This is a genomic window from Mesorhizobium sp. CA16 (assembly GCF_020165175.1).
Classification (GTDB): domain Bacteria; phylum Pseudomonadota; class Alphaproteobacteria; order Rhizobiales; family Rhizobiaceae; genus Mesorhizobium.
Genome location: NZ_JAIUHP010000004.1, coordinates 210,410 through 237,105, shown reverse-complemented (window position 1 = coordinate 237,105; position 26,696 = coordinate 210,410). Strand labels below are relative to the sequence as shown.

The 26,696-nt window shown below is 64.4% G+C and carries 17 protein-coding genes; 11 read left to right on the top strand and 6 right to left on the bottom strand.

Going from position 1 to position 26,696, the window contains the following annotated elements; translation table 11 throughout:
- Position 1 precedes the first annotated feature (1 nt).
- The 8 genes from LB525_RS08810 to LB525_RS08775 all read left to right on the top strand — a co-directional run bounded on the left by LB525_RS08810 (position 2) and on the right by LB525_RS08775 (position 12,659).
- Entirely contained in the window at positions 2-1,330 is a 1,329-nt protein-coding gene (locus tag LB525_RS08810; RefSeq protein WP_224515833.1) for an FMN-binding glutamate synthase family protein, read from the top strand.
- A 37-nt stretch (positions 1,331-1,367) separates the two neighbouring features.
- On the top strand, positions 1,368-2,675 hold the full coding sequence (glnT, locus tag LB525_RS08805) for a type III glutamate--ammonia ligase (RefSeq protein WP_224544333.1): 1,308 nt from the start codon (positions 1,368-1,370) through the stop codon (positions 2,673-2,675).
- Between the two features lie 92 nt (positions 2,676-2,767).
- Positions 2,768-4,021, top strand: a complete 1,254-nt coding sequence (locus tag LB525_RS08800) for a sarcosine oxidase subunit beta family protein (protein ID WP_095768777.1) — start codon at positions 2,768-2,770, stop codon at positions 4,019-4,021.
- A gap of 67 nt (positions 4,022-4,088) precedes the next feature.
- Positions 4,089-4,364 (top strand): sarcosine oxidase subunit delta, encoded by a 276-nt coding sequence (locus LB525_RS08795; RefSeq protein WP_224515831.1) that lies wholly within the window; start codon positions 4,089-4,091, stop codon positions 4,362-4,364.
- The gene (locus LB525_RS08790) at positions 4,364-7,345 is read left to right on the top strand and encodes a sarcosine oxidase subunit alpha (RefSeq protein WP_224544332.1); all 2,982 of its coding nucleotides are present in this window, start codon (positions 4,364-4,366) and stop codon (positions 7,343-7,345) included. The genes LB525_RS08795 and LB525_RS08790 overlap by 1 nt, the downstream gene beginning before the upstream one ends.
- Complete coding sequence (locus LB525_RS08785) at positions 7,338-7,964, top strand: sarcosine oxidase subunit gamma (RefSeq protein ID WP_224544331.1); 627 nt, start codon at positions 7,338-7,340, stop codon at positions 7,962-7,964. Before LB525_RS08790 ends, LB525_RS08785 begins: the two co-directional genes overlap by 8 nt.
- 256 nt (positions 7,965-8,220) lie before the next feature.
- On the top strand, positions 8,221-10,590 hold the full coding sequence (locus LB525_RS08780; protein ID WP_224544330.1) for a DUF1989 domain-containing protein: 2,370 nt from the start codon (positions 8,221-8,223) through the stop codon (positions 10,588-10,590).
- 359 nt (positions 10,591-10,949) lie between these two features.
- Positions 10,950-12,659, top strand: coding sequence for an APC family permease (locus tag LB525_RS08775; RefSeq protein WP_140844239.1), 1,710 nt, complete (start codon positions 10,950-10,952; stop codon positions 12,657-12,659).
- A 71-nt stretch (positions 12,660-12,730) separates the two neighbouring features.
- On the opposite strand, the gene LB525_RS08770 is transcribed toward LB525_RS08775, so the two are convergent.
- The 5 genes from LB525_RS08770 to LB525_RS08750 form a co-directional block, all read right to left on the bottom strand.
- Positions 12,731-12,901 (bottom strand): hypothetical protein, encoded by a 171-nt coding sequence (locus LB525_RS08770; protein WP_224544329.1) that lies wholly within the window; start codon positions 12,899-12,901, stop codon positions 12,731-12,733.
- A 47-nt stretch (positions 12,902-12,948) separates the two neighbouring features.
- Complete coding sequence (locus LB525_RS08765) at positions 12,949-16,101, bottom strand: efflux RND transporter permease subunit (protein ID WP_224544328.1); 3,153 nt, start codon at positions 16,099-16,101, stop codon at positions 12,949-12,951.
- Between the two features lie 312 nt (positions 16,102-16,413).
- Positions 16,414-17,547 (bottom strand): efflux RND transporter periplasmic adaptor subunit, encoded by a 1,134-nt coding sequence (locus LB525_RS08760; protein ID WP_411971011.1) that lies wholly within the window; start codon positions 17,545-17,547, stop codon positions 16,414-16,416.
- 83 nt (positions 17,548-17,630) lie between these two features.
- Positions 17,631-18,236 (bottom strand): TetR family transcriptional regulator, encoded by a 606-nt coding sequence (locus LB525_RS08755; RefSeq protein ID WP_140543365.1) that lies wholly within the window; start codon positions 18,234-18,236, stop codon positions 17,631-17,633.
- A gap of 445 nt (positions 18,237-18,681) precedes the next feature.
- Entirely contained in the window at positions 18,682-20,322 is a 1,641-nt protein-coding gene (locus tag LB525_RS08750; RefSeq protein ID WP_224544326.1) for an acyl-CoA synthetase, read from the bottom strand.
- Positions 20,323-20,526: 204 nt separating this feature from the next.
- On the opposite strand from LB525_RS08750, the gene LB525_RS08745 reads away from it, so the two are divergent.
- The 3 genes from LB525_RS08745 (at position 20,527) to LB525_RS08735 (ending at position 24,923) form a co-directional block, all read left to right on the top strand.
- Positions 20,527-21,492: a sugar-binding transcriptional regulator gene (locus LB525_RS08745; RefSeq protein ID WP_224544325.1), complete on the top strand. Its 966-nt coding sequence runs from the start codon at positions 20,527-20,529 to the stop codon at positions 21,490-21,492.
- A gap of 83 nt (positions 21,493-21,575) precedes the next feature.
- Positions 21,576-23,630, top strand: a complete 2,055-nt coding sequence (locus tag LB525_RS08740; protein ID WP_224544324.1) for a bifunctional aldolase/short-chain dehydrogenase — start codon at positions 21,576-21,578, stop codon at positions 23,628-23,630.
- A 228-nt stretch (positions 23,631-23,858) separates the two neighbouring features.
- Positions 23,859-24,923: a D-alanine--D-alanine ligase family protein gene (locus LB525_RS08735; RefSeq protein ID WP_224544323.1), complete on the top strand. Its 1,065-nt coding sequence runs from the start codon at positions 23,859-23,861 to the stop codon at positions 24,921-24,923.
- A 54-nt stretch (positions 24,924-24,977) separates the two neighbouring features.
- Here LB525_RS08735 and LB525_RS08730 read toward each other — a convergent pair whose 3' ends face one another.
- Positions 24,978-26,483 carry a winged helix-turn-helix domain-containing tetratricopeptide repeat protein gene (locus LB525_RS08730; RefSeq protein WP_224544322.1) on the bottom strand — a complete coding sequence of 502 codons (1,506 nt, stop codon included), beginning with the start codon at positions 26,481-26,483 and terminating at the stop codon, positions 24,978-24,980.
- Positions 26,484-26,696: the final 213 nt, after the last annotated feature.

The following is a 26,696-nucleotide window of genomic DNA, read 5'->3' as shown; positions in this document are numbered from 1 at the left end:
GATGACCTACCGCAACCCGCCGACGACGCCGCGCAAATCCGCGACCTTCGACGATTACACGCTTTCCGAAATCCGCCGCGCGGCCGCGACCGGCATCTATGACATCCGCGGCGCCGGCGCCAAGCGCAAGCTGCCGCATTTCGACGACCTGCTGTTCCTCGGCGCCTCGATCTCGCGCTATCCGCTCGAAGGCTATCGCGAGCGCTGCGACACCTCGGTAGTGCTCGGCTCGCGCCACGCCAGGAAGCCGATCGAGCTTAAGATCCCGATCACCATTGCCGGCATGAGCTTTGGCTCGCTGTCCGGGCCGGCTAAGGAAGCCTTGGGGCGCGGCGCCACGCTTTCCGGCACCTCGACCACCACCGGTGACGGCGGCATGACCGAGGAAGAACGCGGGCATTCCAAGACGCTGGTCTATCAGTACCTGCCCTCGCGCTACGGCATGAACCCGCGCGACCTGCGCCGCGCCGACGCCATCGAAGTGGTCGTCGGCCAGGGCGCCAAGCCGGGCGGCGGCGGCATGCTGCTCGGACAGAAGATCTCCGACCGCGTCGCCGAGATGCGCACGCTGCCCAAGGGCATCGACCAGCGCTCGGCTTCGCGCCACCCCGACTGGACCGGACCGGACGATCTCGAGATCAAGATCCTCGAGCTGCGCGAGATCACCGACTGGGAAAAGCCGATCTACGTCAAGGTCGGCGGGGCGCGGCCCTATTACGACACCGCGCTCGCGGTGAAGGCCGGCGCCGATGTCGTCGTGGTCGACGGCATGCAGGGCGGCACCGCTGCCACCCAGGAAGTGTTCATCGAGAATGTCGGCCAGCCGACGCTTGCCTGCATCCGGCCGGCGGTGCAGGCGCTGCAGGACCTCGGCATGCATCGCAAGGTGCAGCTCATCGTCTCGGGCGGCATCCGCAACGGCGCCGATGTCGCCAAGGCGCTGGCGCTGGGCGTCGACGCCGTCTCGATCGGCACGGCGGCGCTGGTCGCGCTAGGCGACAACGATCCACGCTGGGAGGCGGACTACAACGCGCTCGGCACCACGGCCGGCGCCTATGACGACTGGCACGAAGGGCGCGACCCGGCGGGCATCACCACGCAGGATCCCGAATTGATGAAGCGGGTCGACCCGATCGCGGCCGGGCGACGGCTGGCGAACTACCTCAAGGTGATGACGCTCGAAGCGCAGACCATCGCACGCGCCTGCGGCAAGAACAGCCTGCACAATCTCGAGCCCGAGGATCTCGTAGCGCTCTCGATCGAAGCTGCCGCCATGGCCGGCGTGCCTTTGGCCGGCACCAGCTGGATACCTGGGAAGAACGGCTTCTAGGACAAACTTCCAAGACACATAAGCGAGGAACTACATAATGGGGAACGATCTCGCCGCATTCGCCAAGGAGAACGGCGTCAAATATTTCATGATCTCCTACACCGACCTGTTCAGCGGGCAGCGTGCCAAGCTGGTGCCGGCGCAGGCGATCGCCGACATGCAGAAGGACGGTGCAGGATTTGCCGGCTTCGCCACATGGCTCGACCTGACGCCGGCGCATCCCGACATGCTGGCCGTGCCGGATCCGGCTTCGGTCATCCAGCTGCCGTGGAAGAAGGACGTCGCCTGGGTAGCCGCCAACTGCATCATGGACGACAAGGAGGTGAACCAGGCGCCGCGCAACACGCTGAAGCGGCTGATCGACGAAGCCGCCCGCGACGGGATGCATGTCAAGACCGGCGTCGAGGCCGAGTTCTTCCTGATCTCGCCTGATGGCAAGGCGATCTCCGACGAATACGATACAGCCTCGAAGCCCTGCTACGACCAGCAGGCCGTGATGCGGCGCTACGACGTCATCGCCGAGATCTGCGACCACATGCTGGCGTTGGGCTGGGGCCCGTACCAGAACGACCATGAGGACGCCAACGGCCAGTTCGAGATGAACTGGACCTTCGATCACGCGCTGGCGACCGCCGACAAGCACTCCTTCTTCAAGTTCATGGTCAAGTCGATCGCCGAAAAGCATGGCCTGCGCGCGACGTTCATGCCCAAGCCCTTCCAGGGCCTGACCGGCAATGGCTGCCATGCGCACATCTCGGTGTGGGACGAGACCGGCAAGACCAATGTCTTTGCCGACAATTCGCAAGAGCTCGGCCTGTCCGCCAAGGGCAGGAACTTCCTCGGCGGCATCATGAAGCATGCCTCGGCGCTTGCCGCGATCACCAATCCGACCGTCAATTCCTACAAGCGCATCAACGCGCCGCGCACCATTTCGGGCGCGACCTGGGCACCGAACGCGGTGACCTGGACCGGCAACAACCGCACGCATATGGTGCGCGTACCGGGACCCGGCCGCTTCGAATTGCGCCTGCCGGACGGCGCCGCCAATCCCTATCTGCTGCAAGCGGTCATCATCGCCGCCGGCCTCGACGGCATCCGCTCGAAGGCCGATCCCGGCAAGCGCTACGACATCGACATGTACCAGCTCGGCCACACGGTGACGGATGCGCCGAAACTGCCGCTCAACCTGCTCGACGCGCTGCGCGAGTTCGATAGGGACAAATCGCTCAAGGCGGCGCTGGGTGAGGAATTCTCGTCGGCATATCTAAAGCTGAAGCAGCAGGAATGGAATTCCTATGCTTCCCACTTCACGCAGTGGGAGCGCGACCACACGCTGGATATCTGACCGTCCCGTAGTGGAGCATGATGTCGTCCGAAAACCGCTTCACACTTTTCGGCATCATGCTCTAGCGGTGCGAGCGACCTCGGAATGAACTGATGAAATATTCGATCTTCTCGCTCGCCCGCGCCGCCCTCTCCGGCCACAAGAACTGGCAGCCGACCTGGCGCGATGCTGCGCCCAAGGACCGCTATGACGTGATCATCATCGGCGGCGGCGGCCACGGGCTCGCCACCGCCTGGTTTCTCGCCAGCGAGTTCGGTATCCGCAATGTCGCGGTGCTGGAAAAAGGGTGGATCGGCTCCGGCAATGCCGGCCGCAACACCACCATCATCCGCTCCAATTACGGCCTTCCCGGCAACACCGGCTTCTACGAATTGTCGATGAAGCTGTGGGAGCGGATGGAGCAGGACCTCAACTATAACGCGATGGTCAGCCAGCGCGGCGTGCTCAACCTCTATCACTCCGACGCGCAGCGCGATGCTTTCGCCCGGCGCGGCAACACCATGCGCATCAACGGCATCGATGCGGAACTGCTCGACCAGGCGGCGCTGCGCAAAATGCTGCCGTTCCTGAATTTCGACAATGCGCGTTTCCCCGTGCAAGGCGGACTGCTGCAACGCCGCGGTGGAACCGCACGACACGACGCCGTGGTCTGGGGCTACGCGCATGCGGCGAGCGAACTCGGCGTCGACATCATCCAGAATTGCGAGGTTACCGGCTTCACGCGCGACGCCAACGGCAAGGTGACCGGCGTCGAGACATCGCGCGGCAAGATCGGCGCCGGCAAGGTCGGCATGGCAGTGGCCGGCTCCTCGTCACGGGTCGCGGCTATGGCAGGTCTTCGCCTGCCGATCGAAAGCCATGTGCTGCAGGCCTTCGTCTCCGAAGCGATCAAGCCGCTGATCCCCGGGGTCATGACCTTCGGCGCCGGACACTTCTATGTCAGCCAGTCGGACAAGGGCGGGCTGGTCTTCGGCGGCGATATCGACGGCTACAATTCCTATGCCCAGCGCGGCAATCTGCCGGTCGTGGAGGATGTCTGCGAGGGCGGTATGGCGCTGATCCCGATGATCGGCCGCGTGCGGCTTTTGCGCCAGTGGGGGGGCATCATGGACATGTCGATGGACGGCTCGCCGATCATCGACAAGAGCCCGGTCGACGGCCTCTACATCAATGCCGGCTGGTGCTATGGCGGCTTCAAGGCGACGCCCGGCTCCGGTTTCGTCTTCGCCCATCTCATCGCCCGCGATCAATCGCACAAGGAAGCCGCGCTTTTCCGCCTCGACCGTTTCCAGCGCGGCGCCATGATCGACGAGAAGGGCCAGGGCGCCCAACCGAACCTGCATTAGGGATAGAGCATGATGTTATCCAAAAACCGCTTCACACTTTTTGGCATCATGCATTGAAGACCCAGCCATGCGCATAGTCTGTCCCTTCTGCGGCGAACGCGAACTCGGCGAGTTCACCTATCTCGGCGACGCCAAGCCACAACGGCCGGCGGCCGATGCCGGCGAGGACGCGGTCTACGATTACGTCTATCTGCGCGACAACATTGCCGGCCCGATGAGCGAGCACTGGTACCATGGCGGCGGCTGCCGGGCCTGGCTGAAGGTCACCCGCAACACGCTGACGCATGAGATTTCGGCCGTCGAGCCGGCGGCGGGCGCAGGCGCCGCCAAGGTTGGTGTGTGATGCGCGGCGATCAGGCAAACCGGCTGAACAATGGCGGTCTCATCGACCGCTCGACCGCGCTCAACTTCCGCTTCGACGGCAAGACCCTCTTCGGCTTCAAGGGCGATACGCTGGCTTCCGCGCTGGTCGCCAATGGCGTCAAGCTCGTCGGCCGCTCGTTCAAATATCATCGCCCGCGCGGCATCCTGACGGCTGGCTCGGAAGAGCCGAACGCGCTGGTCGAATTGCGCAGCGGCGCAAGGCGCGAGCCGAACACCAAGGCGACGACCGCCGAGCTCTATGAAGGGCTCGAAGCCGCCAGCCAAAACCGCTGGCCGTCGCTCAATTTCGACGTGATGTCGGTCAACCAGCTGTTCGCGCCGATCTTCGTCGCCGGCTTCTACTACAAGACCTTCATGTGGCCGGCGAAGTTCTGGGAAGCGATCTACGAGCCGGCAATTCGGCGCGCCGCGGGCCTTGGCCGCGCTGCCCAGGTTTCCGATCCCGACCATTATGACAAGGCCTGGGCGCATTGCGATGTGGTGATTGCGGGTTCCGGCCCGGCGGGTCTGGCGGTGGCTCTTGCCGCCGCGCGCTGCGGCGCGCGCGTCATCCTGTGCGAGGAGGATTTCGTCCTCGGCGGGCGCCTGCTCGCCGACGGCGGCATGATCGACGGATTGCCGGCCGCCGAATGGGTTGCGCGCGCGGTTGCCGAGCTGACGGCGATGCCGGATGTGCGCATCATGACGCGCGCGACTTTGTTCGGTGTCTATGACGGCGGCACCTATGGCGCGATCGAGCGTGTCAACGACCACCTGCCGGTGCCGCCCGAGCATCAGGTGCGCCAGCGGCTATGGCGGATCGTGGCCAAGCGCTGCGTCGTCGCGGCCGGCGCAATCGAACGCCCGATCGTCTTTGCCGACAACGACACGCCGGGCGTGATGATGGCGTCGGCCATGCGCAGCTACATCAACCGCTACGCGGCCACGCCGGCGAGACGCATCGCGCTGTTCACCAACAATGAGGATGGCTGGCGCACAGCGGAAACGGCAATCGCGTCGGGTCTTCAAGTGGCCGCCGTGATCGACGCGCGGCCGGACATTTCGCCGGCCCACCGCTCGCTGGCCAGCAAAGGCGGCTTTCCGGTACTGCACGGCGCTGTCGCCGGCGTCGACGGCGGCAAGGGTGGCGTGCGCAAGATTTCCGTCTCGCTGGCCGGCGGCGCGCGCGCCGAGGTCGAGGCGGACGGGCTCGCCGTCTCTGGCGGCTGGAACCCCGCGGTCGGCCTCACCTCCTACCATCGCGGCAGGCCGAAATGGCGCGACGACATCGCAGCCTTCGTGCCGGATCGCGCACCGCCCGGCATGCTCGCGGCAGGCGCAGCCAACGGCGCGTTCGGACTTGGCGCCTGTCTGCGCGAAGGGTTTGAAGCCGGTGCTGCCGCAGCACGCGACGCCGGCCGCAGCGGCAATATCGGATCGATGCCGGTCGCCGACGACGAGGCCTTTTCGATCACTCCGCTCTGGCATGTCGCCGGCAAGGGCAAGGCCTTCGTCGACCAGCAGCACGACGTCACCGCTTCCGATGTCGAGCTGGCGCAGCGCGAGGGTTTTCAATCAGTCGAGCATCTGAAGCGCTACACGACGCTCGGCATGGCAACCGACCAGGGCAAGACCTCGAATGTCGCCGGCCTCGCCATCATGGCGGCGGTCAGCGGCAAGTCGATCCCCGAGACCGGCACGACGATCTACCGGCCGCCTTACGTGCCTGTCGCCATCGGCGCCTTCGCCGGCCATCACCGCGACGAGAATTTCCATGCGACGCGGCTGACGCCCTCGCATCACTGGGCGGCCGAACAGGGCGCGGTCTTTGTCGACACCGGCCTATGGAAGCGCGCGCAGTGGTATCCGCGCGCCGGCGAGAAGGACTGGCTGGAATCGGTCACCCGCGAGGTCAAGGCGGTGCGCAGCGGCGTCGGCTTCTGCGACGTCTCGACGCTCGGCAAGATCGACGTGCACGGGCCCGACGCGGGCGCCTTCCTCGACCGCGTCTACATCAACGCCTTCTCCAGCCTCGCCGTCGGCAAGGCGCGCTACGGGCTGATGCTGCGCGAGGACGGCATCGTCTATGACGACGGCACGACCTCGCGGCTGGCCGAGGATCATTACTTCCTCACCACCACGACGGCCAAAGCTGGACTGGTGATGCAGCACCTGGAATTCTGCCGCCAGGTTCTGTTCCCCGAGCTCGACGTGCAGCTGACCTCGGTCTCCGACCAATGGGCGCAGTTCTCGATCGCCGGACCTAAGACCCGCGATCTGCTGAAAGAGATCGTCGATCCGGCCGAGGACCTGTCGAATGAAGGTTTCCCGTTCATGGGCGCGCGCGAGGTCAGGCTGCGCGGCGGCCTGAAGGCAAGGCTGTTCCGCATCTCCTTCTCCGGCGAGATGGCGTTCGAGATTTCGGTGCCGGCGCGCTACGGCGAAGCGCTGGTGCGCAATCTGATGGTTGCCGGCGAGCCGTTCGGCGTCACGCCTTACGGCACCGAGGCGCTCGGCGTGATGCGCATCGAAAAAGGCCATGTCGCCGGGCCGGAGCTCAATGGCACCACCACGGCGGGCGATCTCGGCCTCGGCAAGATGATGTCGACCAAGAAGGATTTCATCGGCCGCGTCATGGCCGGCCGCGAGGCGCTCGTCGCGCCGAACCGGCAGGTGGTCGTCGGCATCAAGCCGACCGACAAGGCGCGCCGCCTGCGTTCCGGCGCGCACATCATTCCAAAGGGCGAGACCCCCGGCCCCGGCAACGACCAGGGCTATGTCACCTCGGTCTGTTTCTCGCCGGTGCTCGACCAGTGGATCGGTCTCGGCCTGGTCGAGCACGGCCGCGAACGCATCGGCGAGATCGTGCGGGCGCATGATCCGCTGCGCGGCGAGGACTACGATGTCGAGCTCTGCAATTCCGTCTTCTACGATCCGGATGGAGGGCGCCAGCGTGGCTGAGTTTTCCTGGGACGTCCGCAGCCCGCTCGACCGCGCGCTGATTGCCGGCCCCTATGGCGCGCAAGGCAACGCCGGCGTGGCGCTGACAGAGATCCGCAATTTCGATCTCGTCCAGGTGATGGCGCGGCGCGACAAGGCCGGCGAGATGGTGAAGGCCGCGCAGGCGCGCTTCGGCATGGCGGCGCCGGAAACGCCAAAGGCGGTCGATACTGCCGACGCGACGCTGATCTGGTCGGGACCGGACCAATTCCTGATGCTGTCCAGAGGCGGCAAGCATACGATCGAGGCGCTTGCGCCGGCCTTCGTCGGTTCGGCCTCGCTTTCCGACCAATCGCATGCGCGGGTGCTGATCAACGTCTCCGGCGACAAGGCGCGCACGATGCTCGCCAAGCTGTCTTCGATCGACCTGCACCCCGATGTTTTCGGCGTGGGCGCGGCGGCCGCGACGTCGATGGATCACACCAGTGTCACGCTGTGGCGCGGCAAGGATCTGGCGGATGGACAGGCGGTGTTCAACCTGCTGGTGTTCGCGACCTTCGCCGAGAGCCTGTGGCACACGATCTTGGACTCGGCTGCGGAATATGGCGTGACGATCGGCCATTCCGAGGAACTGGCGTAGCGCAGCACCACCCCTTCTCCCCTTGTGGGAGAAGGTGTCGCCGAAGGCGACGGATGAGGGGTGCTCCAGGGAAAGCCAGCGTCTCACTCCGCTGGAACACCCCTCATCCGTCTCGGCGCTATCGCGCCGATCCACCTTCTCCCACAAGGGGAGAAGGGAAGTCCCGCCTTGCCAAACGCATTCCCCCTGCTATTCTCTCGGCGAAAATAATTTTACACACAGGCAAACTTGTTTCTCGCTCGGAGGAGGGTTTGAGATGAGCCAGTCGCCCTACCCCGCCGTCCTGTCCGGGCCGCCCAAGCCGAGCCTGATCCTTAGGCCCGGCCAGATCAGCCTGCCGCCGGGGATGGAGCGCTATACCGTCCAGGGCAATGGCGCGGTGCTGATCGACGTCGAGGCGGGCGACAGCGTCAGCGTGAGCAATGTCGAAGGCGGCCAGCCTTGCGAGCTGCTGGCCTGGGACAAATCAGGCGCGACGGATCCCGGCATTTTCGGCGAACGGTCGAACAGCAACGCCGCCGGCATCAAGGCGCTGCTCGCCGACGGCGACGACAGCCTCTCAGCGCTGCGCCTCAGCCTCCAGCGCCGCAATGTGCAACTCGACCAGCCGAAAGGTGTGCGCGTGTTCGGCGGCGCCACGCCGGCCGGCACCGAGCAGGGCTTTGGCATCCAGCGCGACGGCGCGCTGCTGATCGCCGCGCCTGGCGGGCCGATGCTGGTCGACGGACACAACACCGCGACGCCGCTCACCGTCCTGGTGCGGCGCGCCACGATCCGGCTGAAGAACAGGTCGCAGCTTCCCGATCCGCTTGCCGATCCCCTGCTTGATCTTCGGGTGAAGTCGGCGACCGCCGAGGCCTATTTCGTCAAGGCGGGCGACTATTTGCAGATCATCGATGTCGATGGCCGGCAATGCACCGACTTCCAGTGTTTTTCCGCGCGCAAGCTGGACAAGGGGCGCGACCTGCCGCTCGACGTGACGACGACCCGCACGCTGATGGGTTCGGCCTATCCGATGCCCGGCTTGCATTCGAAATATTACGACCAGGACATGGAGCCGCTGGTCGAGGTGGTGCAGGACACATGCGGCCGGCACGACGCCTTCGCGCTTGCCTGCGCCGCCAAATATTACGACGACATCGGCTATCCCGGACACACCAACTGCTCGGAGAATTTCAACAAGGCGCTGTCGGACAAGGGCGTGACGCCCCGCGCCGGCTGGATGGCGATCAATTTCTTCTTCAACACGGCGATCGACGCGCATGGCGTGATGGTGTCGGACGAGCCGTGGTCGCGACCTGGCGACTATGTGCTCTTGCGCGCCCTGACCGACATCGTCTGCGTCTCCTCGGCCTGCCCGGACGACACCACGCCCGCCAATGGCTGGGACCTCACCGACATCCATGTGCGCGCCTATTCAGGCCAGCACAAATTCTCGCGAGCGATCGCCAGACGCATGAAGCCCGACTCGGAACCGAAGATGACCCGCGAGACAGCCTTTCATTCGAGCTTTGCCAAGCACACGCGCGACTTCGTCGAATATCGCGGCTATTGGCTCGCCAATTCCTTCGCCAAGGAAGGCCCCATCGCCGAATACTGGGCCTGCCGGCAGGCCGCGGTGATCATGGACCTGTCACCGCTGCGCAAGTTCGAGGTCACCGGTCCGGATGCCGAAGCGCTGCTGCAATACACGCTGACCCGCGACGTCAAGAAGCTTGGGGTCGGCCAGGTGGTCTATACCGCGATGTGCTACGAGCATGGCGGCATGATCGACGACGGGACGTTGCTCAGGCTCGGCAAGGATAATTTTCGCTGGGTCGGCGGCGACGATCTTTCCGGCGAATGGCTGCGCGAGACGGCGAAGAAGCTCGGCCTCAACGTGCTGGTGCGCTCCTCCACCGACCAGATGCACAACATCGCCGTGCAAGGTCCGAAGAGCCGCGACATATTGAAGGAAGTGGTCTGGACCTCGCCCGTGCAGCCATCGATCGGGGAGCTTGAATGGTTCCGCTTCGCCGTCGCCCGCATCGGCGGCGGCAATGGCGTGCCCGTCGTCGTCTCACGCACCGGCTATACGGGCGAGCTCGGTTACGAGATCTGGTGCCATCCGCGCGACGCCGAAAAAGTGTTCGACGCCGTCTGGGAGGCCGGCCAGCCGCACGGGCTGAAGCCGATGGGCCTCCAGGCGCTCGATATGGTGCGCATCGAGGCGGGACTGATCTTCGCCGGTTACGAATTCTCCGACCAGACCGATCCGTTCGAGGCCGGCATTGGCTTCACCGTGCCACTCAAGACCAAGGCCGACGACTTCATCGGCCGCGACGCGCTGATCCGGCGCAAGGAGCATCCGCAGCACAAGCTCGTCGGTCTCGACATCGATGCCAATGTCGCCGTCGGCCACGGCGACTGCGTCCATGTCGGCCGCGCCCAGATCGGCGTCGTCACCTCCGGCATGCGTTCGCCGGTGCTCGGCAAGACCATCGCGCTGGCACGGCTAGACGTCACTCATGCCGAGATCGGCACGGAGGTCGAGATCGGCAAGCTCGACGGCCACGCCAAGCGGCTGCCGGCGCGTGTCGTGGGCTTCGCCCATTACGATCCGCAGAAGACCAAGCCGCGTTCCTGATAGCGGCAACCCTTGCCTTCTTCCGTTGTGGGAGTAGGTGGCCGAGCGAAGTTCGGTCGGATGAGGGGTATTCCAGAAGACACCAGCCGCTCGCTTCGCTGGAACACTCATCCGTCTCGGCGCTACGCGCCGATCCACCTTCTCCCACAAAGGAGAGAAAGAGCATGTTTCGCAAGCGCGATGTGCATGACATCCACAAAACGCTTGACGCGAAAGCGCGTCGGATCAATCTTCACTCTTAAGAAAAAAATACGACTGAGTGGAAACACGACAGGCCGATGTCGATTTGCCGGGGAGCAAGCTTCGCAAGAGCCGAAGCATCGCTGGCGGGGAACAACAAAAAGGGGAAGACACAAGATATGAGCACGATAAGCACGGCCCTCGAGCAGCCTGTCGAAAGCAAGCTGCTCAGGCATATCGACTGGCGTGGCGCCTTCTGGGTGGCAAGCGGCGTTCCAGCGCTGGTCCTGTTCTCGATCGGCGGCATTGCCGGCACGACCGGAACGCTGGCCTTCCTGATCTGGACGGTATCCATGATCATGGGTTTCCTGCAATCCTTCACCTATGCCGAGATCGCCGGCCTGTTCCCGAACAAATCCGGCGGTGCCTCGATCTACGGCGCCACGGCATGGCTGCGCTATTCCAAGTTCATCGCGCCGCTATCGGTGTGGTGCAACTGGTTCGCCTGGTCGCCGGTGCTGTCGCTCGGCTGCTCGATCGCCGCCGCCTACATCCTCAACGCGCTGGCGCCGATCCCGGCCTTCACCGAGACATCGCCGGAAGTCGTCGCCTACATCGCTGCGCATGCCGGAACGGCGCCCGCCGACGCCATCGCCGCGGTGGCGGCCGCCGCCACGCCCGCGATCCGCACCTGGTCGCTGTTCAGCCATACGCTGGGTCCAGTGTCCTTCACCTTCAACGCCACCTTCTTCATCGGCGCGGTGCTGATGCTGATCATCTTCGCGATCCAGCATCGCGGCATCCTCGGCACGGCCAATGTGCAGAAATATATCGGCCTGCTGGTCATCGTCCCGATGCTGATCGTCGGCGTCGTGCCGATCTTCACCGGCCAGATCGACTGGGCGAACTTCTCGCCGCTGGTGCCGTTGGCGGCCGCCTACGCGCCCGATCCGGGTTCGTGGAACATCGCCGGCTGGACGCTGGTGCTGGGCGGCATGTTCATCGCGGCATGGTCGACCTACGGCTTCGAGACGGCCGTCTGCTACACGTCGGAGTTCAAGAACCCCGGCACCGACACGTTCAAGGCGATCTTCTATTCCGGCCTGCTCTGCATGCTGCTGTTCATCCTGGTGCCCTTCACCTTCCAGGGCGTGCTCGGCCTGAACGGCATGCTGGCGACGCCGATCGTCGACGGCTCGGGCGTCGCCGACGCGCTGGCCGGCATGGTCGGCGGCGGCAAGATCATCCACAGCCTGCTGGTCATGCTGATGATCCTGGCCCTGGTGCTCTGCATCATGACGGCGATGGCCGGTTCCTCGCGCACGCTCTACCAGGGTTCGGTCGACGGCTGGCTGCCGCGCTATCTCAGCCACGTCAATGAGCATGGCGCGCCGACGCGGGCGATGTGGACCGACCTCTGCTTCAACCTGATCGTGCTGGCCATCGCCTCGGCCGACGCGACGAGCTTCTTCTTCATCCTCGCCGTGTCGAATTGCGGCTACATCATCTTCAACTTCCTCAACCTCAATGCCGGCTGGATCCATCGCATCGACAACGGCCACATCAACCGCCCCTGGAAGGCGCCGACCTGGCTGCTCGGCATCGGCGCGATCTTCGCCTATGTGAACGCCATCTTCATGGGCGCCGGCGCCAAGGTGTGGAACCCGATGGCGCTGTGGGCCGGCCTGATCACCGCTGCCTTGATCATCCCGGTGTTCTGCTTCCGCCACTACGTCCAGGACAAGGGCAAGTTCCCCGAACACATGCTGGCAGACCTCGGCATGGCGGGGGCCGACCTCTCGGTCAAGAAGGCGGGCATGCTGCCTTACCTGACGCTGATTGCCGGCGTGGTGGTGATGCTGATCGCCAACTGGGTGTTCGTCATCTGACGCGGCAGCCTTGAAAACAGACGGGCGCGCCTCGGCGCGCCCGTTCTTTTTTGCGATCGCCCGTCCCGGCATCAGCCGGCCTTTCGGACCGCCTCGCTTACAAAGAGCCGATTTTCTGGACGCTTCAGGCCGAGATTCTCGCGCAGCGTCGAACCTTTATGGCGTTGCTGAGAAAGAATTCTGTTTTGCGGAAGCCTTGCCGCAGCGCATTTTTCCGCCCCGCGGATCTTGACGCGGGTCATCCGCCACCGGCTTTCGCCGATGACGGATGATCCAAGGTTGCCACCTTTTATTCCGCAGCCAAGGCCAGCTGCGGTCTTTCGATGCCTTCGACGTTCTCCGGCTCGGGCGCCTGCTCGTCGGTCTTGGCCTTCTTCGGCGCGCGGCCGAAGAACAGGGCGTAGCCGGCCGGCAGCACCAGGATGGTGAGCACGGTGGCGACGAGGATGCCGCCCATCATGGCGTAGGCCAGCGGCCCCCAGAAAACGCCGCGCGAGATCGGGATCAGCGCCAGGACCGCGGTCAGCGCCGTCAGCATGATCGGCCGGAAGCGGCGCACGGCTGCACCCACGATCGCTTCCGATCGCTCCATGCCGGCGGCGATATCCTGGTCTATCTGATCGACCAGGATGATCGAGTTGCGCATGATGATGCCGAGCAGCGCGATGACGCCGAGGATGGCGACGAAGCCGAACGGCGCGCCGCTGATCAGCAGCGCCGCTGCGGCGCCGATGATGCCGAGCGGTCCCGTGGCCAGCACCAGCATCGACTTGCCGAAATGCTGCAGCTGGACCATCAGCAGCACGACGATGACGGCGAGCATGATCGGCGCCTTGGCGGCGATCGAGGCCTGGCTTTCGGCCGAGTCCTCGGCGCCGCCCTGGATCTCGACGTTGTAGCCGGGTGCAAGACCGGCGCGCAGGTCCTTCATGTCGTTGTACATCTTGGTGACGACGTCGTTGGACTGCACGCCGTCCGGCAGCGTGGCGCGCACGCTGATCGTCGGCAGGCGGTCGCGCCGCCATTCGACGCCCTGCTCCATCACCGGCACGACCTTGGCCACTTGCGAGAGCGGCACCGATCCGCCGAAGTCGGTCGGAATATAGACCGAGTCGACCGAAGAGAGCAGGTGACGGCTCGCCTCCGGCTCGCGGGCGACGATCGAGACCGTCTCCTCGCCGTCGCGGAAGTCGTCGAGCGGCGCGCCGGACATGGTGGCCTGCAGCATCTGGCGGATGCGCTGCGAGGTGACTCCGAGGGCTCGGGCACGATCCTGGTCGATCACCAGCTTCATCGCCGGCACCGGTTCCAGCCAGTCGTCGTGGATGGCGCCGAGCAGCGGATTGGCCTGGAACCTCGCTTTCACTTCGTCGGCGATGCGGCGCACCTCCTTGCGGTCCGGGCCCATGACGCGCATCTGCACCGGCCAGCCGGTCGGCGGACCGAGGAAGAGGCGGTCGACCTTGCCGCGGATCGAGGGGAAGTCCTGCGCCAGGATCTTGCGCATCTTGACGATCAGCCGCTCGCGCGCCGGCTCGTCCTTGGCCATCACCAGGAGCTGGGCGAAGTTCGGGTTACGGAGCTGCTGGTCGAGCGGCAGGAAGAAGCGTGGTGCGCCTTCGCCGATATAGGTGGCGATGAAGCGCTTGTCCGGATCGTCCGCCATCTTGCCTTCAAACGACTTGGCCTGGTTTTCGACATCCTTGATCGAGGTGCCTTCCGGCAGCCACAGGTCGACCAGGATTTCCGGGCGCGAGGATTGCGGAAAGAAGTTCTGCGGGATGAACTGGAAGGCCCACAGGCTGGTGGCAAAAGTAACCAGCGTCATCACCAAAACGATGATGCGGTGGCGCACGGCCCAGGTGACCGTCGCGCGCAGCCGGCGATAGAAGCCGGTATCGAAGACATCGTGATGAGTGCCCGCATGCTTGCGCTGCTTGAGGATCATGTAGCCCAGCCACGGCGTGAAATAGACCGCGACGAACCACGACACGACCAGCGCGATGCCGACGACATAGAACAGCGTGCGCACATATTCGCCGGCGGTGGAGGCGGCGAAGCCGACCGGGATGAAGCCAGCCGTGGTGATCAGCGTGCCGGTCAGCATCGGGAAAGCGGTCGAGGTGTAGGCGAAGCTCGCCGCCTCGATCTTGACCAGCCCCTCCTCCAGCTTTCGCTCCATCATCTCGACGACGATCATGGCGTCGTCGACCAAAAGGCCGAGCGCAATGATGAGCGCGCCGAGCGAGATGCGCTGCAGGTCGATGCCGATCTCGTACATGATGGCGAAGGTGGCGGCCAAGACGAGCGGGATGGCTATGGCGATCACCAGGCCCGAGCGCCAACCGATCGACAGCAGCGAGACTGCAAGCACGATGAGCAGCGCCTCGCCGAGCGCCTCCATGAACTCGCTCACCGCGTCCTTGACGACCTGGGGCTGGTCGGAGATCTGATCGACCGACACGCCATAGGGCAGCCCTGCCTCGAAACGCTGATAGGTCGCCTCGACATCCTTGCCGACATCCCTGACGTTAAAACCCTTGGCCATGACGACGCCGAGCTGGACGCTCTGATGGCCGTTGAAGAGGTATTTGTTGTCGTAAGGATCCTGGAGGCCGGAAGAGACGGTGGCGATGTCGCCGAGGCGCGTCACCTGGTTGCCCGAGCGCAGCCTGAGCTCGCGGATATCCGCGGCCTTGGTGACATCGCCCTCGACCGAGATGCGCACCGAGCGCAGGCCGGTGTCGACCGAGCCCGCCGGATCCACGGCGTTCTGGCCTTTCACGGCGTTTTGCAGGTCAAGGATGGTCAGGCCGCGCTCGGCCAACGCCTTGGACGAGACATCGATATAGATCTTCTCAGGCTGGTCGCCGATGATGACGGCCTTCTCGACGCCCGGTGTCGTCAACAGCATGTCGCGCGCCTGGATGGCGAACTTCTTCAGCTCCGGATAGGTGAAGCCGTCGCCGCTGATCGAATGCAGCGTGATGAAGGTGTCGCCGAACTCGTCGTTGAAATAGGGGCCGAGCAGGCCCTGCGGCAATTCATTGGAGATGTCGCCGACCTTCTTGCGCACCTGGTAGAATGCGTCCTTCACTTCCTCGGTGTTGGTGTCGCCTTTGACCTGCAAGGTGATGATGGCGCTGCCGGCGCGGGTGTAGGAACGCACGAAATCGAGATGCGGCGTTTCCTGCAGCTTGCGCTCGATCTTGTTGACGACCTGATCCTCCATGTCCTGGATCGAGGCGCCGGGCCAGACCGCCTGCACCACCATGACGCGGAAGGTGAAGTCGGGGTCTTCCTTCTGGCCCATGCGCATCAGGCCGAGCGCGCCGGCAAGGATGATCAGCCCGAACAGGAAGCGCGCGATGCTCGGATGTCCGATCGCCCAACGCGAAAGATTGAAGGGCCGCTTTTCAGTGCTGCTGTCGCTGGTGGTCATGGCACACGTCCAGTCCAATTGATCGGCAAGGCACGCTCGCTTGGCATGCCGCTTCCAGTTCGGTGGGCTTCCGGGCGGCGAGACCCCTCAAGCGGAGAGAGCTCGCAAATCGCGCTCGACGCGGCACTGCTGCGGGGGAGCCAACATGCCGGCATCTCACGATCGGGGCGTTCGCCGCCCGGAACCCATGCTTTCCCCGGCTCGCGGCGCAAGCAGCGAGAGCGGGAAAGGCGTTCGTTACGCCTGACTTCAGGTTTTAGTTCGATGCATGTCGTTGTCCCAAAACCGCTTCGCACTTTTGGGCGACAAGCATCAGTGCAGGCTGCTGGTGGTCGCGACGTCGTCCTCCGCCGAGGCGGATTGCTGGGCGTCGCTTGCAAGCTTAACCTTCAGGTTCTCGGTCATGAACTGTGTGCCGGCCGCCACTACGACGTCGCCCTGTTTGAGGCCGTCCGCCACGGCAACACCGTCGGCAGTGAAGTTGGCGACCTTGATCGGGCGCGGATGGACTGTTTCGGAGGCGCGGTCGACCGTCCAGACGATCTGCTTGCCATCCTTCTCGGTCATCGCGGTCAGCGGGATCGACACGAGCTGCGCCTTGCTGCCGACGGTTGCCTCGACATTGGCCGTCATGCCGAGCAGCACGCGCGGATCGTTGGGCAGCGAAACCCGGACAGCGAAGGTACGCGACTGCGGATCGGCGCTGCCGGCGACCTCGCGGACCTTGCCGTCAAGCGTCAGCCCTTCGTCCGACCAGAAGCTTGCCTTGACTTCCTTGCCGGGCTTGAACCCTGCAATATCCATCTCCGGCACCGCGATCGAAACTTCCTTCTCGCCGTCCACCGCGACCGTCATGACCGGCGTGCCGGCGCCGACCACCTGGCCGACATCGGCAGAGATGGCGGTGACGATGCCGGCCTGGCTGGCCTTGAGATCGGTGTAATGGACCTGGTTCTGCGCCTGGGCCAGCGTCGAGCGGGCGGCATCGCGCGTCGCCACGGCCTGGTCGTAGGCCAGCCGCGCCTGATCGAGCTGCGACTTCGGCGCGAAGTTCTTGGCATAGAGCTGCTCGGCGCGCTTCCTGGCGAGATCGACGGTCTCGACCTGGCGTTCGGCGGCGTCCAGGCTGGCCTGCGCGCTCTTCACCGACAGCTCGTAGTCGGACGGATCGACGCGGGCGAGCACGTCGCCTTCATTCACATGCTGGCCGATATCGACCAGACGCTCGGTGACCTTGCCGGCGATGCGGAAGCCGAGATTCATCTCGATGCGGGCGCGCACCGAACCGGAATAGTCGAGCTGGCGGGTGGTCCGCGCCTCGCCGATCTCGACCACCTTGACCGGCCGGACGACTTCCTGAACGACCTCGGCCTTTTCCTGGCTGCAGCCGGCAAGGGCAAGCGCGGCGACGACGATGCCGATGGCGGGGAGGCCGGCGGCCGGCAGCCTGCGGAGGATGGAACTGGGCAAAGACACTTTAGCACTCCCGAACTGGAGATGATCTGTCGACCGCACGCGGCGGGCGGCTTCTATTTCAAGGCTCTGATGGCGTAGTCGATAAGTTCGTCGGGCATTGCCCGGTTGGTCTTGGCAAGGCACTGCGCCACCATCTGCGGGTGGCACAGAATGACGGTGGCGGCGCCGAAGCAGCGCGCAGCGGTTTCAGGATCCTGCTGCCTGAACTCGCCTGCCTCGATGCCCTCGCGGATCACCTCGGCGAACAGGTCGTGGATACTGTTCACATGCTTGTCGATGACGGACCAGTCGCGCTCCAGCGCGACGATAACCATCTCATGCACCTTCTGCTCGTCCAGCATGGTCTCGAGCGTCATCTTGTACTGGGCATGAATATAGCGGCTCAGTCGCTCCTCGGCGCTGATCGGGAGGTGCATGATCTCATAGGCCATGTTGTAGCTGGCGCCGAGCATGCGGCCGCAGACGGCCTGGTGGATTTCGACCTTGGAGGCAAAGAAGCGGTAGATGTTGGCGGGCGACATGCCGAGCTCGCGAGCGATGTCGGCAACATTGGTCTTACCGTAGCCATAGTGGCGGAACAGGCGCTCGGCGCAGTCGAGAATGCGGGTCACATTCTCCTGTCTGGCGGGGTCTGCCACGATGTTGGCGGCTTCTGACATAGCGCTTTCGTTTGATGAGTGACGAATTTCAATTTTCATCAGTCGTAAAACGAAAGCGGCGAGGAGTCAACGCGAAATCGACGTACGCGTATAATTTGGTGACAGATGGTGACAGTTGCTAGGTCTGCGGTGAGTACGTTGACGATTAGCCATTGGCGCCTGCGACGTCGTCATCCACGGGCGGAGCAAGGAGCGAAGCGACGCGCGCAGACCCGAGGATCCATTCCGTGACGCCGGTCGAAGAACGAAGCAGATCAAGATGTTACGCCGGTCAGCACTTTCCGTCCGCTGCGGCTATTCTCAACCGCCGGAGCGCGGCCGCAAAGTAGCGGCGTGGATCCTAGGGTTTCCGCAACGTCGCTTCGCGACTGCTCCACCCTAGGATGACGACGTCGCGGGCGCTGCCGCAAATTGTCGACGTCAAAGCCATGTTGGGAGGAGCGAACTACACCCCCTTCGCCATCTCCCGCAGCCTGAACTTCTGGATCTTCCCCGTCGAGGTCTTCGGGATTTCGGCAAACACCACCGCCTTCGGCACCTTGAAACGCGCCAGCAGCCCTCGGCAGTGCTCGATGATCTCGGCCTCGGTCGCGCTCTTGCCGGGCTTCAGCTCGACATAGGCGACCGGGACCTCGCCCCATTTGTCATCCGCGCGGGCAACCACACCGCACGAGGCAACCGACGGATGCCTGTAGAGAGCGTCCTCGACCTCGATGGACGAGATGTTCTCGCCGCCCGAGATGATGATGTCCTTGGAGCGATCCTTCAACTGGATATAGCCGTCCGTATGCATGACGCCGAGATCGCCGGAATGGAACCAGCCGCCGGCGAAGGCTTCGTCGGTGGCCTTGCGGTTCTTCAGATAGCCCTTCATGACGATGTTGCCGCGGAACATGACCTCGCCGATGGTCTCGCCGTCGGCCGGCGTCTCCATCATCGTCCCGGGATCCATCACCGCAAGACCTTCGAGCGCTGCATAGCGCACGCCCTGGCGTGCCTTCTTCTGCGTCCTCGGTCCCTTCTCCAGCGCGTCCCACTCATAGTGCCACTCGTTGACGACCGCCGGGCCGTAGGTCTCGGTCAGGCCGTAGAGATGGGTGACGGCAAAGCCGGCATCGGCCATGCTGGACAGCACGGCCTCCGGCGGGGGCGCTGCGGCGGTGTTGAAGGTGACGGTCTGCGCGAACTGCCGCTTGTCCTCATCCTTCGCGTTGATCAGCACCGACATGACGATCGGGGCGCCACACAGGTGGGTGACACCGTGGTCGGCGATGGCGTCGTATATCGGCTTTGCCCGCACCCAGCGCAGGCAGACATGGGTGCCGGCCTGCACGGCCAAGGTCCAGGGGAAGCACCAGCCGTTGCAATGAAACATCGGCAGCGTCCAGAGATAGACCGCGTGCTTGGCCATGCCGGCATGGATGGTGTTGGTGTAGGCCATCAGCGCCGCGCCGCGATGGTGATAGACGACGCCCTTCGGATTGCCCGTGGTGCCGGAGGTGTAGTTGAGCGAGATGGCGTCCCACTCGTCATCGGGCATCGACCAGACAAAGGTCTCGTCGCCGGCGGCGACGAACTCCTCGTAATCAGCTGAGCCGATCCGTTCGCCCTTCGGATAGGGTGCGTCGGCGGCATAGCCCGGATCGTCATAGTCGATGACCAATGGCTTCACCTTGGCCAAGGCCAGCGCGTCCTTAACGACGCCCGAGAACTCGCGGTCGACGATCAGCACCTTGCTGTCGGCATGGTCGAGCTGGAACGCGATGACGGCGGCGTCGAGGCGGGTGTTCAGCGAATGCAGCACCGCCTTCACCATCGGCACGCCGAAATGGGCTTCCAGCATCGGCGGCGTGTTGGACAACATCACCGTCACCGTATCGCCCTTGCCGATGCCGTGCTTCGCGAGCGCCGAGGCAAGCTTCAGCGAGCGGCGCCAGAAATCGCGATAGGTGATGCGCTGGTTGCCATGAATGATGGCGATGTGGTCGGGATAGGTCTTGGCCGCGCGCTCAAGATAGGTGAGCGGCGTCAGCGGCTGGTGGTTGGCAGCGTTCCTGTCGAGATCCTGTTCGTAAGGATTGGCCATCCCGTTCTCCCCGATGTTCTTTTCGAGCTTTCTAACCTTAGGCCCGCCGTCACGCTATCCCCCTTCCGCGGCTGAAAATGCTATGCTGCGCCGGCTTGGTGAAATGGCGATCCGGATTGGACCGCGCCGCGAGACGATCGCAGCTCGCGCAGGCAAATTTGACTTTTGTCGAGAGCCGTGACTAATGTCAGCCGAGGAGGCGGCATGGCTATCAGACCGGCAGAACAGCTCATCCACAAGGCCGCCTGGCTTTACTATGCGCATGGCCTGCGTCAGGACGAAGTGGCGAGCCAGCTCAACATTTCTCGCGCCTCGGTCGCCATGTATCTGCGCAAGGCGCGCGAGACCGGCATCGTCAACATCTCGACCTCGACCCAGCTCTTCACCGACGACGTCATGGCGCGACGGCTGGAAGATGCGTTCGATCTCGACGCCGTCTGGATCGCGCCGGAAAATGCCTACCTCGCCGATCCATCGACCGATATCGCCGTGCTGGCGGCGAGCGTCTTTCTCGAGCTGGTGAAGAAAGGCGACCGCATCGGCGTCGCCTGGGGCCGCACCGTCTACACCATCGCCGACATCATGTCCTATGCCGACCTGCAGGACGTCACCGTGGTGCAGCTCTGCGGCAATCTCGGCGCGCCCTATTCCTACCGGCCCGACCAGTGCACGATGGAGATCGCGCGACGGCTGAATGCCAAGGGCCTCAACTTCTACGCGCCGCTGGTTCTGTCGACAGAAGGCCTGGCGCAAGGTTTGCGTGCCGAGCCGGTGATCCGCGACCAGATGGCCGGCATCGCCGATTGCGATCTGGCGCTCTATTCCGTCGGCGCGGTCGACGCCGACAGCCATCTGGTGAAATGCGGCGCGCTGTCGGCGGCCGAGATGGAAACGTTGCGGCGCCAGGGTGCGGCCGGCGTCATCGCCGGACAGATCATCGACGCCGGCGGCGAGGTGCTCGACTGCAGCTACAATAGGCGCGTCATCTCCGCCGAGCTCGCCTCGCTGCGCGCCATCGAGAAGCGGCTGATGGTGGTGCAGGAAGATACCAAGTTCGAGCCGCTGCTTGCGGCCATCGCCGGCGGGCTGTGCACGCATCTGGTGGTCGGCGCGCATATGGCCGAGCGCCTGCTTCAGCACGCCGGCGCGGCAACGAAAAAGGCCTCGTAGAAAACCACCCTCGCCGCTTCTGTCATCACGACGTCGCGGCCTTCTGTTCATGAGCAAGAAAAGACGGAATCGGACGGATCGACATGCAGAACCTTTGGAATGACGCCGACGCGGAAAAGATGGTTGCCGACTATGCCAGGAAGGGCGTCGGCCGCGACCTTGCGCTGCGCGTCTACACGACCCGCCTGCTCGGCGGCGAGCCGCGCCTGGTGCTGCATGGCGGCGGCAACACCTCCTGCAAGACCAAAGCCACCGATCTCGTCGGCGACGAATGGGACGTGCTCTGCGTCAAGGGCAGCGGCTGGGACATGGCGGTCATCGAGCCGCAAGGCCTGCCGGCGGTGAAGATGGGCGCGCTGCTCAAGGCGCGGTCTTTGGACAAGCTCTCCGACGAGGACATGGTGGCGCTGCAGCGCTCCAACCTCATCGATCCGTCCTCGCCCAACCCGTCGGTCGAAACGCTGCTTCATGCCTTCCTGCCGCACAAGTTCGTCGACCACACGCATTCGACAGCGATCCTCGCCGTCGTAGACCAGGAAGACAGCAAGGCATTGGTGAAAAAGGTGTTCGGCGACAAGATGGGTTACGTGCCCTACATCAAGCCGGGCTTCGACCTCGCCAAGGCTGCGGCGGAAATCTTCGACGCCGACCGAAAAGTCGAGGGCCTGATCCTCGACAAGCACGGCATCTTCACCTTCGGCGACGATGCCAAACAGGCCTACGACCGCATGATCCACTATGTGACCATGGCCGAGGACTATGTCGCCAAAAACGGCAAGCCGCAGCCGGCCAAGGCAGCATTGCCGGCAAAGCTTGCCAAGCCCAGCGACATCGCGCCGACGCTGCGCGGCGCCGTTGCCGTGGCGCGCGGCGAAGGCCGCTTCGACCGCATGATCAGCGACTTCCGCACCTCGGACGCGATCGTCGACTTCATCAATTCCGCCAAGATCGCCGAGCTGGCCGGGCGCGGCGTTTCGACGCCGGACCTGTCGATCCGCATCAAGACCGGACCGATGGCGGTACCGGCGCCCGACGTCGACAAGCTCGGCGACTACAAGGCCGTCGTCCGCAGCCATGTCGATGCCTTCGTCAAGGACTACACCGCCTATTTCGAGACCAATGACGCGCTGGACGACGTCAAGCGCACCATGCTCGACCCGATGCCGCGCCTGACGCTGGTGCCGGGTCTCGGCATGTTCGGCCATGGCCGCACGCTGAAGGAGGCCAAGATCGCGTCGGATGTCGGCGAGATGTGGATCGAGGCGGTGCGCGGCGCAGAAGCGATCGGCAATTTCCATCCGCTCTCCAAGGCCGACCTCTTCCCGCTCGAATACTGGTCGCTCGAGCAGGCCAAGCTCGCTTCGAACAAGCCGAAGCCGCTGACCGGCCAGGTGGTGCTGATCACCGGCGGCGCCGGCGCCATCGGCGCCGCGACGGCAAAACTGTTCGCGGCCAATGGCGCGCATGCCGTGATCGTCGATCTCGACCCAGCCAAGGCAGCGGAAGCGGCGAAGGCGGCCGGCAACAACTCGATCGGCGTCGGCGCCGACATCACCAAGCCGGCCGAGATGCGCGCCGCTTTCGACAAGGCGGTCGCCATCTATGGTGGCGTCGACATCCTGGTCTCGAATGCGGGTGCAGCCTGGGAAGGCCGCATCGGCGAATTGGACGACGCGACGCTGCGCAAAAGCTTCGAGCTCAATTTCTTCGCCCACCAGTCGGCGGCGCAGAATGCGGTGCGCATCATGCTGGAACAGGGTACGGGCGGCGTGCTCCTCTTCAACACCTCCAAGCAAGCGATCAATCCCGGCCCGAAATTCGGCGCCTACGGCATTCCGAAAGCCGCGACATTGTTCCTGTCGCGGCAATATGCGCTTGACTACGGCGCCTATGGCATCCGCTCCAACGCGGTCAACGCCGACCGCATCCGCTCGGGTCTCTTGACCGACGCGATGATCGCCAGCCGTTCCGGCGCGCGCGGCGTCTCGGAGAAGGAGTACATGTCCGGCAATCTGCTGGGACAGGAAGTGACGGCCGACGACGTCGCGCAGGCCTTCCTGCACCAGGCGCTGGCCGAGCGCACCACGGCGAATGTGACAACGGTGGACGGCGGCAACATCGCGGCTGCGCTGCGCTGATGATGTAAAGGCAGGCACTGGAGCGGTTCATCGTTTTCGCGAAACGACGAGCCGCTCCATGTCCCATTGTCTTGACGCAGTTTGAACCGAAGGCCTTTGGCGCTTCTGCTGAAGAACTGCTCGAACCCGTCAAAATCCACACCAATCCTTCGCGTATTGCTCAGCCAGTTTAAGGGCGCCTCGTGTTCGCATGCGGGGCTCCAACCCTGATCATTGGTGGAGCTCCAGATGGCGGCGAAAAGACTTCGTATTGGCGTGCTCTTTGGCGGGCGCTCCGCCGAGCATGAAGTATCGCTGCTTTCAGCAACCAACGTCATGGCTGCCTTGGACCCGGCGAAATACGATGCCGTTCCGATCTTCGTCACCCGCGAAGGGCAATGGCTGCTGAGCCGCTTTGAGGACGGCGCGCTGGCGACGCCGTCGGCCGGCACGCAGCTCTGCCTGGTGCCGGGCGGCCATGGACGGGTGCTGGCGATCCCTGCCGGCGGTGTGCCCCACGACCTGCCTCCCATCGATATCCTGTTTCCGGTCCTGCACGGCCTGCATGGCGAGGACGGCGCGGTGCAGGGCGTGGCCGAGGTGGCGCGCGTGCCGCTCGCCGGCTGCGGCATCCTCGGCTCCGCCACGGCGCTCGACAAGGACATCGCCAAGCGGCTGCTGAAGGCGGCCGGACTGCCTGTGGCGCGCTCGGTGACGATCAATGAAGGTGCCGCGCCTCCGCTCGCCGAACTGGAAGACCAGCTCGGCCTGCCGCTGTTCATCAAGCCGGCGCGGCAGGGCTCGTCGGTCGGCGTCGCGAAGGTCAATGCCAGCCAGGAATTCGACCACGCGCTGGCGGAAGCATTCCAACATGACCGCAAGCTGCTGGCGGAGGAATTCGTCCGTGGCCGAGAGATCGAATACAGCGTGCTGGAGAGCCCCGCGGGCGAACTCTTCGTCTCACGGCCGGGCGAGATCGTGCCTGCGGAGAGCCACGGTTTCTACAACTACAACGCCAAATATATCGACGAGAACGGCGCGGCACTCATCGTGCCAGCCGAGCTGCCGCAGAAGGTCGAGGATGCCATGCGCGACGCGGCTGCAAGGGCGTTCAGGGCGCTCGGCTGCGACGGCATGGCCCGCGTCGACTTCTTCTTGATGCCGGACATGAACTTCCTGATCAACGAACTCAACACCATTCCCGGCTTCACCAACATCAGCATGTACGCCAAGGCCATGGCGGCGAGCGGCGTCAGCTATCCGGAGGTCATCGACCGTCTGGTGGCGCATGGGCTGGCGCGCGCCGGCCGGTGAAAAAGACCTGAGGATTCGAAATCTCGGCAGCGGCCAGTGGGCCACATCGCCGCATCACTCCGGCAGGCCGGCCTTGCGGAAGCCGTCGACGAAATGCTCAAGCATCGCGTCGTCGCGGAACGGCTCCGTCTCGACCCAGCGCTGCGTGGAGAAATGCGGATTGCCGACGAGGAACAGCGCGACCTCGGTGCGCGCCTCGTCGAGACGGCCGAGCTGCGCCAGGCTTGCCGCCAGAAAGCGGCGCGAGCTTGTGCGGTAGGTCTCGTCGCGGCGCAGCGTTTCGACGGCGGCTTCGTAGTCACAGGCCGCATACTGTGCCTGGCCGAGCGTCAGATAGTACCAGCTCGGCGGAAAGGGGTTGAGCCGGAAGGCCTTGCGGATGTGCTCCAGGCCCTCGCTTATCCGCCCGCCCAGCACGTCGATATCGGACAATGTCGCCCAGATATCCGCCTCGTTCGGGTCGAGCTCGATCGCCTTGGCGAATTCCGCCTCGGACCGTTCGAAATCGCGTTCATAGGCAAGAAGGTTCGCCAGAACCCAGCGGCAACCGGCATCGTTGGGATCGATCGCCACAGCCTTGCGCGCCAGTTCCAGGGCCGTGCTGCGGGCAGGCTCGAACGGCTCGCCCCAATGCACCCAGCCCATCCAATGGTTCATGGCCAGCCAGCGATAGGCCTCCGCGTAGTCCGGGTCGAGCGAAACCGCGCGCGTCAGCATCAGATGCGCTTCGCGCGCCATTTGCGGCGACTCGTCGAACAGTTTTCGCGCCCGCACGACGAGATCATAGGCTTCGAGACTCTTCGGCCGGTTGCGCTCCGGCAGCGCGCGCAGCCGCCCGAGCAGCGCCTCGACGATCTTGGCCGTCGCCTCGTCCTGAACGGCGAAAATGTCCTCAAGACTGCGATCGAAACGCTCCGCCCAGAGATGCTCGCCGCTCAGCGCGTCGATCAGCTGGGCATTGATGCGCACCCGCCCCGCGGCGCGCCTGGCGCTGCCTTCCAGCAGGTAGCGCACGCCGAGCTCCCCGGCGATGGCGCGCACGTCCATGGCCTTGCCCTTGTAGGCAAAGACCGAGTTGCGCGCGATGACAAAGAGGCCCGGTATCCGGGAGAGATCGGTGATCAGGTCTTCGGTCAGGCCGTCGGCGAAAGAGTCCTGCTCGGGATCGCTGCTCAGATTGACGAAGGGCAGCACGGCAATCGACGGCTTGTCGGGCAGCGGCAAGGATTTGCGTGGGGCATCGGGCCGTTCGACGGTGCCGGTGAAGCGGTAGCCGACGCGCGGCACCGTGGCGATCCATTCACCGCCACCGGTCGCCGGACCAAGCAGCTTCCTGAGCTGCGCGATCTGGACGGTGAGATTGCCTTCCTCGACTGCCATGTCAGGCCAAGCCGCATCCATCAGCTCGGCTTTGGCCAGGATTTCGCCCGGACGCGCGACGAGCGCCTCCAGCAGCTTCAGCCCGCGATGGCTGGCGGCGACGGGAACATCGCCCCGGAGCAGCGTTCCCGCGCCCGGATCAAGCACGAACGGTCCGAAAGCGAAGCGCGATCCCTGCATGCGGCGATCTATAGAGCAATTCCAGGAAAAGTGTGAAGCGGTTAAGTTCGGCGACTTCGCCGTAACCATCCGTCCGAATTGCGTAAAAACAAAGGGATAGAGCGGTTCGCCGTTTTCGTGAAACGGTGAACCGCTCTAGCCGATTTGGAAGTTTTGAGAACTATTTGGGACGGCTTAATTACGCCGCCAGCCGCCTGCGGCACACTGCTATCT